The organism is Shinella sp. Sh6, assembly GCF_055392685.1.
In genome coordinates this window covers 63,151-76,896 of the sequence record NZ_AP044007.1, presented here as the reverse complement: position 1 = coordinate 76,896, position 13,746 = coordinate 63,151, and the positions used below count along the sequence as shown (strand labels likewise).

Annotated in this window: 14 protein-coding genes and 1 pseudogene; 6 read left to right on the top strand and 9 right to left on the bottom strand. The window is 68.5% G+C overall.

Going from position 1 to position 13,746, the window contains the following annotated elements; genetic code table 11:
• The first annotated feature begins 8 nt into the window (after positions 1–8).
• The 6 genes from ACZ5TO_RS22500 (at position 9) to ACZ5TO_RS22475 (ending at position 6,669) form a co-directional block, all read left to right on the top strand.
• Complete coding sequence (locus ACZ5TO_RS22500; protein WP_464801200.1) at positions 9–1,292, top strand: NAD(P)/FAD-dependent oxidoreductase; 1,284 nt, start codon at positions 9–11, stop codon at positions 1,290–1,292.
• On the top strand, positions 1,289–1,513 hold the full coding sequence (locus ACZ5TO_RS22495) for a hypervirulence associated TUDOR domain-containing protein (RefSeq protein ID WP_184143102.1): 225 nt from the start codon (positions 1,289–1,291) through the stop codon (positions 1,511–1,513). The genes ACZ5TO_RS22500 and ACZ5TO_RS22495 overlap by 4 nt, the downstream gene beginning before the upstream one ends.
• The gene (locus tag ACZ5TO_RS22490; protein WP_464801199.1) at positions 1,510–1,902 is read left to right on the top strand and encodes a hypothetical protein; all 393 of its coding nucleotides are present in this window, start codon (positions 1,510–1,512) and stop codon (positions 1,900–1,902) included. Before ACZ5TO_RS22495 ends, ACZ5TO_RS22490 begins: the two co-directional genes overlap by 4 nt.
• Positions 1,899–3,335 (top strand): cardiolipin synthase, encoded by a 1,437-nt coding sequence (cls, locus tag ACZ5TO_RS22485; RefSeq protein ID WP_464801198.1) that lies wholly within the window; start codon positions 1,899–1,901, stop codon positions 3,333–3,335. The genes ACZ5TO_RS22490 and cls overlap by 4 nt, the downstream gene beginning before the upstream one ends.
• An 89-nt stretch (positions 3,336–3,424) precedes the next feature.
• On the top strand, positions 3,425–6,265 hold the full coding sequence (locus ACZ5TO_RS22480) for a molybdopterin oxidoreductase family protein (protein WP_464801197.1): 2,841 nt from the start codon (positions 3,425–3,427) through the stop codon (positions 6,263–6,265).
• A 110-nt stretch (positions 6,266–6,375) separates the two neighbouring features.
• Positions 6,376–6,669 (top strand): hypothetical protein, encoded by a 294-nt coding sequence (locus tag ACZ5TO_RS22475; protein WP_464801196.1) that lies wholly within the window; start codon positions 6,376–6,378, stop codon positions 6,667–6,669.
• A gap of 18 nt (positions 6,670–6,687) precedes the next feature.
• Here the strand turns inward: ACZ5TO_RS22475 and ACZ5TO_RS22470 are convergent, their stop codons facing one another.
• From ACZ5TO_RS22470 to ACZ5TO_RS22430, 9 genes and pseudogenes are all read right to left on the bottom strand, one after another.
• Positions 6,688–7,074 carry a GFA family protein gene (locus ACZ5TO_RS22470; protein ID WP_464801195.1) on the bottom strand — a complete coding sequence of 129 codons (387 nt, stop codon included), beginning with the start codon at positions 7,072–7,074 and terminating at the stop codon, positions 6,688–6,690.
• A 189-nt stretch (positions 7,075–7,263) separates the two neighbouring features.
• A complete protein-coding gene (locus ACZ5TO_RS22465; RefSeq protein WP_464801194.1) occupies positions 7,264–7,488 on the bottom strand; it encodes a hypothetical protein in 225 nt (74 codons plus the stop codon).
• Positions 7,489–7,509: 21 nt separating this feature from the next.
• A pseudogene (locus ACZ5TO_RS22460) lies at positions 7,510–8,035 on the bottom strand (DUF4142 domain-containing protein).
• Between the two features lie 121 nt (positions 8,036–8,156).
• On the bottom strand, positions 8,157–8,459 hold the full coding sequence (locus tag ACZ5TO_RS22455) for a DUF982 domain-containing protein (protein WP_464801193.1): 303 nt from the start codon (positions 8,457–8,459) through the stop codon (positions 8,157–8,159).
• 320 nt (positions 8,460–8,779) lie between these two features.
• Positions 8,780–9,850 (bottom strand): DUF2218 domain-containing protein, encoded by a 1,071-nt coding sequence (locus ACZ5TO_RS22450; protein ID WP_464801192.1) that lies wholly within the window; start codon positions 9,848–9,850, stop codon positions 8,780–8,782.
• Complete coding sequence (locus tag ACZ5TO_RS22445) at positions 9,847–10,680, bottom strand: ABC transporter ATP-binding protein (RefSeq protein WP_464801191.1); 834 nt, start codon at positions 10,678–10,680, stop codon at positions 9,847–9,849. The genes ACZ5TO_RS22450 and ACZ5TO_RS22445 overlap by 4 nt, the downstream gene beginning before the upstream one ends.
• Positions 10,677–11,711, bottom strand: coding sequence for a FecCD family ABC transporter permease (locus ACZ5TO_RS22440; RefSeq protein ID WP_464801190.1), 1,035 nt, complete (start codon positions 11,709–11,711; stop codon positions 10,677–10,679). Before ACZ5TO_RS22440 ends, ACZ5TO_RS22445 begins: the two co-directional genes overlap by 4 nt.
• Before the next feature lie 2 nt (positions 11,712–11,713).
• Positions 11,714–12,724, bottom strand: a complete 1,011-nt coding sequence (locus tag ACZ5TO_RS22435) for a FecCD family ABC transporter permease (protein ID WP_464801189.1) — start codon at positions 12,722–12,724, stop codon at positions 11,714–11,716.
• Positions 12,721–13,713 carry an iron-siderophore ABC transporter substrate-binding protein gene (locus tag ACZ5TO_RS22430; protein WP_464801188.1) on the bottom strand — a complete coding sequence of 331 codons (993 nt, stop codon included), beginning with the start codon at positions 13,711–13,713 and terminating at the stop codon, positions 12,721–12,723. The genes ACZ5TO_RS22435 and ACZ5TO_RS22430 overlap by 4 nt, the downstream gene beginning before the upstream one ends.
• Positions 13,714–13,746 lie beyond the last annotated feature (33 nt).

Below are 13,746 nucleotides of genomic sequence, written 5' to 3'. Positions count from 1 at the left end.
AGGCCGTCATGACGGAAAAGGACGATCATCACGTCGTCATCGTCGGCGGCGGTTTCGGCGGGCTGGAGGCGGCCCGCCATCTTGCCTCGGGACCTTTCCGCATCACGGTGCTCGACCGGCGCAACCATCACCTGTTCCAGCCCTTACTCTACCAGGCGGCGACGGCCTCGCTCGCTCCTTCCGAGATCGCCTGGCCGATCCGCTCGCTGCTGCGGCGCCACGAGAACGCGACGACGCTGCTGGGCGCGGCAAGCGGCGTGGATACGGCGGGAAAGGCCGTGCTGCTGGAGGACGGGCGGCGGGTTTCCTACGACACGCTGATCCTCGCCACCGGCGCGCGCCATGCCTATTTCGGCCATGACGAATGGGAGCCTTACGCGCCGGGCTTGAAGACGCTGGAGGATGCGACGACGATCCGCCGCCATATCCTCTCCGCCTTCGAGCGGGCGGAATGGCAGCCGGACGCCGACGAGCGCCGCCGGCTCCTGACCTTCGCCATCATCGGTGCCGGGCCGACCGGCGTGGAGCTTGCCGGCACCATCGCCGAGCTCGCCCACGAGACGCTGCGCCGCGATTTCCGCAACATCGACACGCGCGAGGCGAAGGTGGTGCTGGTCGAAGCCGGCCCGCGCATCCTCTCGGCCTTCACCGAGGACCTTTCGGCCTATGCCGAGCGGGCGCTTTCGCGCCTCGGTGTCGAGGTACGCACCGGCCAGGCGGTCTCCGAATGCAGAGCGGCAGGCATCGCGCTTGGCGGCGAATTCCTGCCGGCCGCGACGATCCTCTGGGCGGCGGGCGTCGCCGCCTCGCCGGCCGCCGAGTGGCTGAAGGCGCCAGCCGACCGCGCCGGGCGGATCGTCGTCGAACCCGATCTCTCCGTTCCCGGTTTTCCGGACATCTTCGCGATCGGCGACACGGCCCATGTCGCGATGGGCGAGGGCAGGACCGTGCCCGGCATTGCCCCGGCGGCAAAGCAGGAGGGGCGCTATGTCGCCGGCGTGATCCGCGCGCGTTGCGAAAGGAAGCCGGCGCCGGGGCCTTTCGCCTATCGCAACGACGGCAATCTCGCGACCATCGGCAAACGGGCCGCCATCGTCGATCTCGGCTGGATCAGGCTCAAGGGGAGGCTTGCCTGGTGGACCTGGGGCATCGCCCATGTCTACTTCCTGATCGGCCTGCGCAACCGCCTCGCCGTCGCCTTGAGCTGGCTGTGGATCTACTCGACCGGCCAGCGCAGCGCCCGCCTCATCACCGGGGCGGATGCCGAACATCGGGAAAGGAGACCGCAATGAGCAAGCGTTTCGCCATCGGCGACCATGTCGCCTGGAATTCGGAAGCCGGCCGGGTGTCGGGCACGATCATCGCCATTCATACCAGCGATTTCGACTACAAGGGCCATACCCACCGCGCATCGCCCGACGTGCCGCAATACGAGATCAGGAGCGACAGGACCGACCATGTCGCCGCCCACAAGGGCGCCGCCCTCACGCTTCTGGATGGAGATGCGTCATGACCCTCGTGACGACGAAGCGGCTGACGCAGGACATGCAGGCGAAAGCCGGCCTGCTGGTCGATAGCGCCGGCCTCGTGCCGCAATCCGTGGATCAGCCGATGGAGGCAGGCGACCTCCTGTTCTATCTGTCGCAGACTTCCATGCCGATGGCGGACTTCCTGAAGGGCGAAGGCCTCTTCGTCGACGGCGAGGGGCTGCATTTCGACCGTTCCCGGTTCGCCGCGATCCGCGATAACGCCGAGGCGGTGATCCGCGAATACGAGGCCGGCGACCGGCGGGATACGTGGAAGCGCTTCGACCTTTCCGAGGACGAGGATGCCTCCGGCAACGGGACCTATCTCCTCATCGTGCTCGCCGCGCTCGATCTTCTCTACGGGCCGGCCGCATGACGGGCGGCGGCGGCACATTCGTGGTCCTGCACATCGCCGTCGTCGTGGTCACCGCCGCGCATATCCTGCTTCGGGCGCACCGGCAGCCGGAATCGCGCGCCGCCTGGCTCGTCCTCGTCCTGACGCTGCCCTATGTCGGGGCGCTCGCCTACCTTCTCGTCGGGCAGACCAATGTCGGGCGCAAGCGGGTGGAACGGCTGAAGGCGGCCTTTCACGACCTTCCGCGTCCGCAGGACGCGCCTGGCTGGCCGGCGGCGCCGGAGACGGCCGGCAGGCACGAGGCGCTTTTCGCGGTCGGCCGGTCGATCAGCGGCTACGAGCCGGTCGGCGGCAACAGCGCCGTCCTGATGGAGAATTCCGACGCGGCCATCGACGCGATGGTCGCCGATATGGACGCGGCGGGCGATCACGTCCATCTCCTGTTCTACATCTGGCTTGCCGACCGCAACGGCACGAAGGTCGCCGAGGCGATGCAGCGGGCCGCGCGGCGCGGGGTCGCCTGCCGGGCCCTCGTCGACGACCTCGGCTCGCGCGATCTCGTGCGCGGCCCGCTCTGGCAGGACATGGCGGCGGCGGGCGTGAAGGTGCGCCGGGCACTGACGATCGGCAATCCGCTCCTGCGGGCGCTTACCGGCCGCGTCGATCTGCGCAACCATCGCAAGATCGCCGTCATCGACAACCGGATCACCTATTGCGGCAGCCAGAACTGTGCCGATCCGCAGTTCCTGCCCAAGGCGAAATACGCGCCCTGGGTCGATGTGCTGATGCGCTTCGAGGGGCCGGTCGTGCGGCAGAACCAGCATCTTTTCGCCAGCGACTGGATGGGCAACGGCGGCGAGGACATCGGCGACCTGCTGCGCCGCCCGATGCCGGCGGCAAGGCCGGGCTTTACCGCCCAGGTGGTCGCGACCGGCCCGACGTTCCGCAATTCGGCCATGCCGGAGATGTTCGAGACGCTGGTCTATGCCGCGCGGCGCTCGCTGTTCGTCACGACGCCCTACTACGTGCCGGACGCTGCCATGCAGGCTGCGCTCTGCGCCTGCGCCAACCGGGGCGTCGACACCACCATCGTCTTTCCCGCGCGCAACGACGATTTCGCGGTCGCCGCGGCAAGCCGCAGCTACTATCCCGACCTTCTTCGCGCCGGCGTGACGATCTACGAATACGGAGCCGGGCTGCTCCATGCCAAGACGTTGACCATGGACGGGGAGGTGACGCTGATCGGCTCGGCGAACATGGACCGGCGCAGCTTCGACCTCAACTACGAGAACAACATCCTCCTCGAGGATGCCGAAGCGACCGCCGCCATGCGCGGGCGGCAGGAAAGCTACCTTGCGCAATGCCGGCGGATCCTGCCGCAGGAGGTCGAGCGATGGCCGGTCGGCCGGCGCCTCTGGAACAACGCGCTCGCGATCGTCGGGCCCGTTCTGTAGGCCCGCCTTCCCGCGCGCGGCGCCTGCCGGCGAAAAAGAAAACGGGTCTGCCCCTTCGGGCATGACCGGGCCATGAAAGGGAGGTCAAGATGGTCAGCACGCGCGACAGCATCACCGATATCTGGGGTCCGCGAACGCCGTCCCTCGGGTCGCACTGGCCGATCCGCGTCGACCAGAATGTCGAGGAGGAGCCGGACCGCTGGGTGCAGGCCTCCTGCTTCCTGTGCTCGAACGGCTGCGGCATCGACATCGCCGTCAAGGACGACCGGCCGGGCGGGCGCATCGTCGGCGTGCGCGGGCGCGAGGCGGATGTCGTCAATCGCGGCCGGCTCGGCCCCAAGGGCCTGTACGGCTGGGTCGCCAATGCCAGCGCCGACCGGCTGACCCAGCCCCTCGTCCGCCGCGGCGGCCGGCTGGAGCCGGCAAGCTGGGACGAGGCGATGGACCTGATCGTCGCCCGCATGAAGGCGGCGAAGGCGAAGTACACCGCCGGCTCCATCGGCTTCTACACGTCGGGCCAGCTCTTCGCGGAGGCGAACTACACGCTGAGCGTCATCCGCACAGCCGGGATCGGCACCCTCCACATCGACGGCAACACGCGGCTCTGTACGGCAACCGCCGGCGCGGCGCTGAAGGAGACCTTCGGCGCGGACGGGCAGCCCGGCACCTATTCGGACGTGGAGGCTACGGATTGCTTCCTCCTCGTCGGCCATGACATGGCGGCGACGGCCACCGTGCTCTGGTCGCGGGCGCTCGACCGCCGTCGCGCCGACCGGCCCTCGAAGATGATCGTCGTCGATCCCCGCCGCACGGTGACGGCCGCCGAGGCCGACCTCCACATCAAGCCGCGCCTCGGCACCAATGTCGCGGTGCTGAACGGGCTGATCCGGGAACTGATCGAACAGGGCCATGCCGACCGCGCCTTCATCGAGGCGCATACGCTGGGCTACGACGAACTTTCCCGCACCGTCGCAAGCTACACGCCCGGGAAGGTCGCTGAGATCGCGCGCATCCCCGCCGACCAGATCCGCGAGGCCGCCGCGATGATCGGCGGCTCGACCATGCTGCTGTCGACCTGCCTGCAGGGCGTCTACCAGTCCAACCAGGGCACGGCGGCGGCCGTGCAGGTCAACAACGTCAACCTGGTGCTGGGCCGGATCGGCCGGCCCGGCTGCGGCATCCTGCAGATGAACGGCCAGCCGACCGCCGAGAACAGCCGCGAGACCGGATCGGGCGGCGACTTGTCGGCCTTCCGCAATTTCAGCAATCCGCGCCATGTCGAGGAGATGGCGCGGCTCTGGAACGTCGATCCGGCCACCCTGCCGGACTGGGGGCCGCCGACCCATGCCCTGCAGATCTTCGACTATGTCCGGGACGGTTCGATCCGGGTGCTGTGGATCGTCGGCACCAATCCGGCCGTCTCCATGCCGGACCTCGCCCGGCTGCGCGGGGACCTTCGCCGGCAGGGCGTGTTCGTCATCGCGCAGGACGCCTTCATGACCGAGACGACGGAGATGGCGGACGTCGTCCTGCCTGCCGCCATCTGGGGCGAGAAGACGGGCTGTTCCACCAATGTCGACCGCGTCGTCCATCTCAACCGCAAGGCCGTCGAGCCGCCGGGGCAGGCCCGGTCCGACCTCGACATCTTCCTCGATTTCGCCCGTCGCATGGATTTCCGCGACAAGGACGGCGCGCCCCTCATCAAATGGACCGATGCCGAGGGCGCGTTCGACGCATGGCGGGAATGTTCGCGCGGCCGGCCCTGCGACTATTCGGGGCTTTCCTATGCGAAGCTGACCGGCGGCTCGGGCATCCCCTGGCCGTGCAACGACCGGTACCCCGACGGCTCGGAGCGCTACTATGCCGACCTCCATTTCCCGACGGATCCCGATTATTGCGAGAGCTACGGCCACGACCTTCTGACCGGGGCGGAGGTCACGGAGGAGGACTACCGTGCGAAACGGCCGGACGGCCGCGCCTTCCTGCGCGCTGCCGAATACGTGCCGCCGACGGAGGAGCCGGATGCGGACTATCCCTTCTATCTCTCCACCGGGCGGGTCGTGTTCCATTTCCACACCCGCACCAAGACCGGGCGGTCGAAGGCGCTTCGCGATGCCGCGCCCGATGCCTTCATCCAGGTCAGCGAGGAGGATGCGAGCCGCCTCGGCATCGCCGAAGGCGAGATGCTGCGCGTCACCTCGCGGCGCGGCATGGCGGAGGCTCCGGCGCGGATCGGCGGCATCGAGCCCGGCACGCTGTTCATGCCGTTCCACTACGGCTACTGGGACGACCCCGGACGGCAACGTGCGGCCAACGAACTGACGCTCTACGAATGGGACCCGGTGAGCAAGCAGCCGCATTTCAAATATGCGGCCGTCAGGCTGGAGAAGGCGGCGGGCCTCTCGCCGCTGCCGCAGCCGGCCGAAACGAAGCGGGAGGCCGCGGCGCTGGACGGCGGGGCGGCGAGCCGGCCCTGTCTCGCCGATTATATCGGGCTGCTGCTGGCGAGTGAGGAATGCCTGGTTCGCGGCTGGGAGACGTTGCGCAAGGCTCACCCGATGACGCCGGATATCGGCCAGCAGAGCGCGCTGTTCATGGGCTGGTCCGAGGAGAGCGCCGCCGCCCTGCGCCCGCATGCGGCGGCCTATGGCGCACGGCGCGAGGGCGAACCGGCCGCGCTCGACAAGGCATTGGCGATCGGCCGGCCCCAGACCGGCTTCGGCCTGATGCGCGACCTGCAGGGGCTGTGGCTGATGGTCAACGAGAGCTTTGTGTCCACGGCGGTGCTCATCCAAGGTGCCCGCGCGCTCGGCGACCGCGCGCTGGAGAAGGACCTGCAAGGTATCGAAAGCCGGAACGAACGCCAGCGCACCTGGCTGCTGACCCGTCTCCGGCAGGCCGCGCCGCAGACATTGGCGGTGCCTTCATGAGCCTTTCCGGAACCTGACGCGCCCTCCATCGGTTGACGCAATGGCAACCGATGGAGGTCTCCCCTGACCTTGACCGGAGAGCCGCGGCCATTGACGAAAGGAACGGACACATGTCGGACGACAGCGTGAAGACCATGTGGGCAGCCTTTGCGACGCGGGAAGCCGCCGACCGGGCGGTCGAACACCTCGTCCAGCAATGCGGCATCGCCCGTGCAAACATCTTCGTCGAGGCGAGCGGCGGCGACAATACGGTCGGGACGGAGCCCTCCGGCGGCGACGGGATACGCGCCGATGCGCCGCTTCAAGGCGAGATCACGGTCTCGGCCGACATTGCCGACGCGGATGTCCTTAGGGCCGAACGCGCCTTCCGCGAGGCCGGCGCGCGCAATGTGCTGGCGCGATAGACCGGGGGAAGCCGGCCGTCACGTCGGGCTGGCGGGCCTGTCTTCCTCGTATTGTTCGGCTCCCTCGATGGGCCGAAGCCAGGGTTCGCGGCGCTTGATCCAAAGCTCGTAGGTCGGGGTGAACGGTGTGGGCGCTTCGGAGAGCGCGCCGAGCTTGATCTCGGCCTCGTCCGTATCGAGCGAGAAGAGCCGGGAGCCGCAATGCGGGCAGAAGCAGCGCCCCGAAAAGGCGGCGGTCTCGCCCGCGGCTTCGAACTGCCCTTTCGGCCAAATGCCGTAGAAGGTGAAGGCGGAACCGCTTTCCTGGCGGCAATCCGTACAGTGGCAGATGCCGATCCTCTTCGGCAGGCCCCGGACGGTGAAGCTCACGCGCCCGCAAAGGCAGGATCCGGCAAAGGATGTCATGACGGACGCCTCCTAGCTTGGCCGGGGTCGCCATCGGGCCGTTTGACCTCGAAGGCCTCGGGATGCGTGCCGTCCGAGACGCTTCCGGGATGCGGATCCGAAACGTCCTCTCCCGGCGTTTGCGGCGCCGGGCGTTCCTTGCGGTCTTCCCCGGCGTTTGCGGTTCTTTCCTGCATGATCGGTTCCTCCTCAGGATCGGTCGGGCTGGCGCTCGTCGAAGCCGGCTTCCCAGTCCTTCCCGCGCTTCCTGCCGGGCGGGGTCCGGTGGGCGGTCGCGTCTTGCGACCCGGTGATGACGGTCGGCTTGGCGCTCACCACGCCGTCGGCGTGCCGGTCCGCCTGGGACGGCGCGAACTGGCCGCGCGCATCCTGCTTGGCCGCTGACGGCCGTTTGTCTGTTTTACGCGATATCATATCCGTCTCCTTGGGATGCCGTCATTTGCCTTCGATTTCTTCGGCCATTTTCAGGTGATGTTCGAGCGCGGGAACCGTCTTTGCGGCCCAGGCCTTGAGGTCCGGATTGTCGCCTTCCGAAGCATAGCGCTTGAAAAGATCGACGGCATCTTCATGTGCGTCTTCCTGATCGTCCTGATAGACCTCGTCGAAGTCCTTGCCCGAGAGGTCCTTGAGCTTGTCGAAGGATGCCTTCTGCGCGTCGGACATGCCCGTGGCCGCCTTGGCCTGCACCTTGCCGCTGTCGAGGAGCGCCTTCGCTCGTCGTCTTCTGGTGGTCGTCGATCATCTGCCGGGCGAAGGCCTTGGTCGCGGCATTGCCGTTCTGAAGTGCGAGCTTGCTGGATTCGATCTCGAATATGTCGCTCATCGAGGCCTCCTTCACGAAGTCCCCGGTCTTCGGCGGAATGCCGAGCGTGGAATTGATGCCGGTGGTTTCCGCCGCCGACTGGGCGAAAGCGGCGGCCGGGATCATGAACATGGCGAGGGTTGCGGAAAGTTTCTTCATGAGGGTTCTCCTTTGGAGGACCCAACTTCCCCGATCGCCGCTTGTTCCATCCCGCAGATCGATGCGGCCTCGCGACCGGCGGCCGGGGCCGCCCGGGTTTCCGGCCGGGCGGCCTCTGCGTTCAGGCGCTCATGCGAGGCGGCGTCGAGGGGCCGGAGCGCTGCCAGGCCGGGGGCAGGGCCTGAACGGGCAAGCCCGCTTCGAGGCATGCGGCGACGAAGGCTTCGCGGGCGACGGCGACCGGCGTCTGCCTGCGAAGCGCGGCATGGCATTTCTCGCAGGCGCGCTTGTAGCGCTCGCCGTGCCGGAGCGGCCATTCGTTTTCCAGGAAGTCGAGGGTGTCGTTGACACTGTCGAAGGTGCGGCTGAGGCCGTTGGACAGGTGCACATGCAGGGGCGTTGCGAAGAATATGTCAGCCAGCATCGGGTTCCTCCTTTCAATTGGGCATCTGGCCCATTCGATATGGGCAATGCATTTGCGACTTCAAGAACGCTCGCGGGCGGTGCCGTTGCCGTCGCGGGACGATCGCCGCAAGCCGGCAAGGGATGGGGACGGGTGCGATGGGATGTCGCCGTCGCGGGTATCGGTCTGCCTTCATTTCCGGTCGTTCCGATATCCCTTCGACGTCGGCGCCCCTTTAACCGGCACACCGGGCTTTTGTTCCTGAACATCCTGCTGGAGCACTATGCCGGCCGGAAAGCGGGCGGGTCGAGGACGGGACGAAAGCGCCTCACCGGCCCGGCTTAGTGGTCCGCCTTGTCCCGCTCCCAGTACCAGGCGACATACATGCGCTTCCTGTCATGGTGGCGGTTCTTCAGGGCGCTGCGGATGAGGCGGATGTCCTCCCGCTCGCAGGCCGCCCATACGAAGGTCTCGCCGTCGACGGTCTTGATGGCGTCGATGGCCGCCTGCGCGAGCCCGTTCCGGGCGCCGGGCGGATAGGTCTTGCGGTGCAGCCAGCGCACCTCCAGCGATCCGGCCGTCGGCAGCGGCTGTTCCTCGGCCGCATCCGCGACCTCGATGATCGCGGTGAGGCGCGTTTGCGCCGGCACTTCGGCGGCGATGCGGGCAATGGCGGGCAGGGCGCTTTCATCTCCGGCAAGCAGGATCCTTTCCGCCTGCGGCAGGTCCCCGCCGCCGGGGCCGATGAGCGCGATCCGGTCGCCGGGCCGCGCATCCCGCGCGAAATCGGCGCCGGGGGTCGCAACGCCCGGGGCGGGATGCTGCAGGAAGTCGATCCACAGTTCCTTGCGGTCGGCGTCGACGGCGCGGATCGTGTAGACCCGCACCACAAGCGCATCGTCGCCCTCCGGCCAGGCGATGCGCCCGTCGTCGCGCAAGCCCGGCCAGACCGGCAGCCGGCCCCTCGGCGGCACGAGCAGGCGCACATGCATGTCGCCGCCGATGAACGGCGTGACGTCGGCGCAGGCGACGATCACCCGCCGCATGTTCGCCGTCACGTCCCCGGCGGAAACGACGGTCGCCTCATGGAGATTGGCGGGCCGCGCCTGCGGGGCGGGCTTCGACCATGTGAGCTCGAAGGGATCGTCCCCGGCGAAATAGAACAGGTGCTCGGCGAGCATCGTGCGGCTCATCTGAAGCGCATCCTCGCTCGGGCAGGCAAGGTCGATCAGGAGGCGGCCTTCATCGATGCGCATATGGGCGGTTCCCGCCTCGCTCTTCAGCACCGCGGCATCGCCGTCACGCCGCACTTCGGCATGCTCGACGAAATGCTCGCAGACCTCGTCGAGCATGGTCGCGGCGTTTGCCGGCAGCGCGATGCCGGAGAGCGTGAAGGTGAGGGCGGCAGTCATGCGGGATCCTCGTTCGTGGCGGGCTGGCCTTCTGCGATCATGCGGTGCCGGCCGATGGGCAGCATGGCCGGCCGGCCGGAAGTGGGGTCGGTGACGATGCGGCTTTGAAGGCCGAAGACCTGCCGCACGTTCTCCTCCGTCAGCACGGCTTCCGGTGGCCCTGCGACGTGCAGCCGCCCGTTCGCCATGGCGACGAGGTGGTCGGCGTAGCGGGCGGCAAGGTTGAGGTCGTGCAGCACCATGACGACGGTGGTGCCGCGCGTCTGGTTGAGGTCGGTCAGAAGGTCGAGGACCTCGATCTGGTGGCTGATGTCGAGGAAGGTCGTCGGCTCGTCGAGCAGCAGGAGGTCCGTCTCCTGGGCGAGCGCCATGGCGATCCAGACCCGCTGGCGCTGGCCGCCGGAAAGCTCGTCGACCGGCCGCTCGGCAAGGTCCTCCGTCTTCGTCGCGGCAAGCGCGGCTGCGACCGCCTCGTCGTCCTCGCGCCGCCAGCGGGAGAATACGCCCTGGTGCGGATGCCGCCCGCGGCTGACGAGGTCGGCGACGGCGATGCCCTCCGGCGCGATGGGCGACTGGGGCAGCAGGCCCAGCGTGCGCGCAAGCTCGCGCGAGGGCAGGTGGTGGATCGACTTGCCGTCGAGCAGCACCTTGCCGCGCCGCGCCGGCAGGAGCCGCGAAAGCGTGCGCAGCAGCGTGGACTTGCCGCAGGCATTGGCGCCGACGATGACGGTGATCTTTTCGGGCGGGATGGCGAGGTCGAGCCCGTCGAGGACGGTCGCCTCGCCATAGCCGGCCGAAAGACCGTCCGCAATCAGGGTATGGGGTTTCATAGCGAACCTCCGGATCGGTTGACCCGCACGATCAGGAATATCAGGTAGGGCGCGCCGAGCGCCCCGGTGACGACGCCGACGGGATAGCGGCTCGGTAACAGGAACTGGCCGCAGTAATCGCCGGCGAGCACGAGCGCCGTGCCGACGAGGGCCGCCGGGACAAGGAGCGAGCCGTTGTTGCCGACGATCCGGGCGGCGATGGGCCCGGAGAGGAAGGCGACGAAGGCGATGGGCCCGGAAATGGCGGTGGCGCTGGCGATGAGGCCGACGGCGGCGACGATGACGAGCACGCGCGTGCGACCGACCGATACGCCGAGCGCGGCGGCCGTGTCGTCGCCGAGCCTCAGCGCCTCGAGATCGCGGCCGCGCGAGAGAAGCAGCCCGCCGAAGACGCCAAGGGCGGCCAGAAGCGGCAGCGTCTCGGCAAGCTGCGCACCGTTGACGCTACCGGTGAGCCAGCGTAGCGCCTCCTGCAGGGTCCAGGTCGGGGCGGTGGAGAGGATATAGGCGATGACGCTTTCCAGCATGGCCGAAACGCCGATGCCGACAAGGATGAGCCGCGTGCCCGCGACGCCGTTGCGGAAGGAAAGGCCGTAGACGAGGAGCGCCACCCCGAGGCCGGCGGCAACGGCGAGGATCGAGACCGAAGAGCCCTTGAGGCCGAGCACGACGATGGCGAAGACGGCCGCCGCGCTCGCCCCCCAGCTTATGCCGATGATGTCCGGGCTTGCCAGCGGATTGCGCAGCATGATCTGGAAGGCGACGCCGCCGAGGCCGAAGCTGACGCCCGCGAGAACGGCAAGGACGGCGCGCGGCAGGCGGAGCTGGCCGACCGTGAAGGCGACGCCCGGCACGTCCTCGCCCATCAGCGTGCGCAGGATATCGCGCGGCGGCGTGAATGACTGGCCGAGAAGGAGGGTCAGCACGAAGGCCGCGGCGATAAGGGCAAGCAAAAGGCCGATGAGACGGCGGTGCCGGCGGGCGCGTCGATGGCGGTTTTCGGCAACGCGCGCGGTGAGGGACAGGGACATGGTCACAGGTCCCGCACCCGCTGGCGCCGGACGATCCAGATGAAGACCGGCGCGCCGACGAGCGCCGTCACGATGCCGACGTCGAGCTCGGCGGGCCGTGCGAGGATGCGCCCGGCGATATCGGCGACGACCAGCAGGCCTGCGCCGGCGAGGGCGGAAAAGGGCAGCAGCCAGCGGTGATCGCTGCCGGTGAGCAGCCGGCAAAGATGCGGCACGACGAGGCCGAGGAAGCCGATAGGCCCGCACACCGCCGTCGTCGCGCCGCATAGAAGGATTGCGGCGAAGGCGGCGAGCGCCCGGGCGACGGCGACGTTCTCGCCGAGGCCGGCGGCAAGCTCGTCGCCGAGCGCCAGCGCGTTCAGCTTGCGGGCGGAGAAAAGCGCGAGGACGAAGCCGGCGGCGAGGAACGGCAGCACCGGGCCGATCCGCTCGAAGGTCGCCCCGCCGACCCCGCCGATCTGCCAGGCACGGATGCCCCCGGCAATGTCGGCGCGGGGCAGCACGACGGCGATGACCAGCGAGGAGAAGGCGATGGAGGTGGCCGCCCCCGCAAGGGCGAGCTTCAGCGGCGTCGCTCCGCCGCGTCCCATCGAGCCGATGGCATAGACGAAGACTGCCGCCGCTCCGGCGCCGAGGATGGCCGTGAAGATATAGGCATAGGCCGAGGCCATGTCGAACCAGGCGATGCCGATCACGACGGCGAGCGAGGCGCCCATGTTGACGCCGAGAATGCCGGGATCGGCGAGCGGGTTGCGCGTCACACCCTGCATGATCGCCCCGGAAAGGCCGAGGGCGGCGCCGGCCAGCAGCGCCAGGAGGGTGCGCGGGATGCGCATGGCGATGGCGGCCTCGCCGATCGTCCCGACCCGGCCGGAAAGGGCTGAAACGATATCGTTGAGGCCGACATCCCGCGTGCCGATGGCCACCGACAGCGCGGCCACCACGACGAGCGCCGCCGCCGCCAGCAGCAGCCAGAGGCCGCGCAGGTTCGATGCCGTGGCGGTGGCCGTCATTTCGCCTTCCCGGCGGCTTCGGCAAGCAGCGCGACATAGTCCTTCAGCACCCACGAGATGGAAAGCGGCGTCGGGTTGGCGGCGGTGCCTGTCGGGTCGCGGCCCAGCATGACGAGGGCATCCTTGCCGACGGCGGGCATGTGCGAGAGAAGGAGGTCGGCCTTCACTGCATCGAGCAGCGGCGTGCCGCCATAGGCGACGACGATGTCGACGTCGTCGAAGGCATCGACCTTCTCGGCGCTGACGCTGGCGGCGAACTGGCCCGGCTTCGTCGCCTCCAGCACGCTTTTCGGCGAGGTGAGGCCGAGGTCGGCGAAGAATTTCACGCGGGTATCGTTGGCCGTGTAGAAGTTGACGGTGCTGAGGTTCGTCACGTCGAGATGGGTGACGAAGATCGCCGACTTGCCCTTGAGGATCGGATAGCCCGCGACCGTATCGGCGATCTCTTTCTCGATGCGGGAAATCAGCGCCTCGCCCTCGGCGGCCATGCCGAGCCCTGCGCTGTCGAGGCGGATCGTCTCGCGCCAGTCGGTCGACCAGGGCGATTGCGGATAGGCGACGACGGGGGCGATCTGGCTCAGCGTCTCGTAGTCCGACCGGCTGAGGCCGGAATAGGCGGCGAGGATGACGTCCGGCTTCGTGGCGGCGACCGCCTCGAAATCGATGCCGTCGCCCTCGTCGAAGAGGACCGGCTTTTCCCTGCCCAGCTCCTTCAGCTTTTCCGCGACCCACGGCAGCAGCCCGTCCCCGTCGTCGTCGCCGAAATTGGCGGCGGCAAAGCCGACCGGCACCACGCCGAGCGCCAGCGGAACCTCGTGGTTCGCCCAGGCGACAGTCGCCACGCGCACGGGCTTCTTCGGGATGACCGTCGTGCCGAAGGCATGCTCGATGACGATGGGATAGGCGGTGCCATCGGCGGCAAGGGCGCCCGCCGCGATCCAGAGGCAAGCGGCGAAAAGGGCCAGGGGAAAGCGGAAAAGCCGCGGCATTGGCGAAACCTTCCAGGCTGTTTAAAGTGGAGT

Bases quoted from the DNA above. Each gene is read 5' to 3' on its own strand.
- ACZ5TO_RS22480 (WP_464801197.1), top strand. From the start codon at position 3,425: ATGGTCAGCACGCGCGACAGCATCACCGATATCTGGGGTCCGCGAACG.
- ACZ5TO_RS22495 (WP_184143102.1), top strand. From the start codon at position 1,289: ATGAGCAAGCGTTTCGCCATCGGCGACCATGTCGCCTGGAATTCGGAA.
- ACZ5TO_RS22470 (WP_464801195.1), bottom strand. From the start codon at position 7,074: ATGACATCCTTTGCCGGATCCTGCCTTTGCGGGCGCGTGAGCTTCACC.
- ACZ5TO_RS22430 (WP_464801188.1), bottom strand. From the start codon at position 13,713: ATGCCGCGGCTTTTCCGCTTTCCCCTGGCCCTTTTCGCCGCTTGCCTC.
- ACZ5TO_RS22435 (WP_464801189.1), bottom strand. From the start codon at position 12,724: ATGACGGCCACCGCCACGGCATCGAACCTGCGCGGCCTCTGGCTGCTG.
- ACZ5TO_RS22475 (WP_464801196.1), top strand. From the start codon at position 6,376: ATGTCGGACGACAGCGTGAAGACCATGTGGGCAGCCTTTGCGACGCGG.
- ACZ5TO_RS22450 (WP_464801192.1), bottom strand. From the start codon at position 9,850: ATGACTGCCGCCCTCACCTTCACGCTCTCCGGCATCGCGCTGCCGGCA.
- ACZ5TO_RS22490 (WP_464801199.1), top strand. From the start codon at position 1,510: ATGACCCTCGTGACGACGAAGCGGCTGACGCAGGACATGCAGGCGAAA.
- ACZ5TO_RS22465 (WP_464801194.1), bottom strand. From the start codon at position 7,488: ATGATATCGCGTAAAACAGACAAACGGCCGTCAGCGGCCAAGCAGGAT.
- ACZ5TO_RS22445 (WP_464801191.1), bottom strand. From the start codon at position 10,680: ATGAAACCCCATACCCTGATTGCGGACGGTCTTTCGGCCGGCTATGGC.
- ACZ5TO_RS22440 (WP_464801190.1), bottom strand. From the start codon at position 11,711: ATGTCCCTGTCCCTCACCGCGCGCGTTGCCGAAAACCGCCATCGACGC.
- ACZ5TO_RS22455 (WP_464801193.1), bottom strand. From the start codon at position 8,459: ATGCTGGCTGACATATTCTTCGCAACGCCCCTGCATGTGCACCTGTCC.
- cls (WP_464801198.1), top strand. From the start codon at position 1,899: ATGACGGGCGGCGGCGGCACATTCGTGGTCCTGCACATCGCCGTCGTC.
- ACZ5TO_RS22500 (WP_464801200.1), top strand. From the start codon at position 9: ATGACGGAAAAGGACGATCATCACGTCGTCATCGTCGGCGGCGGTTTC.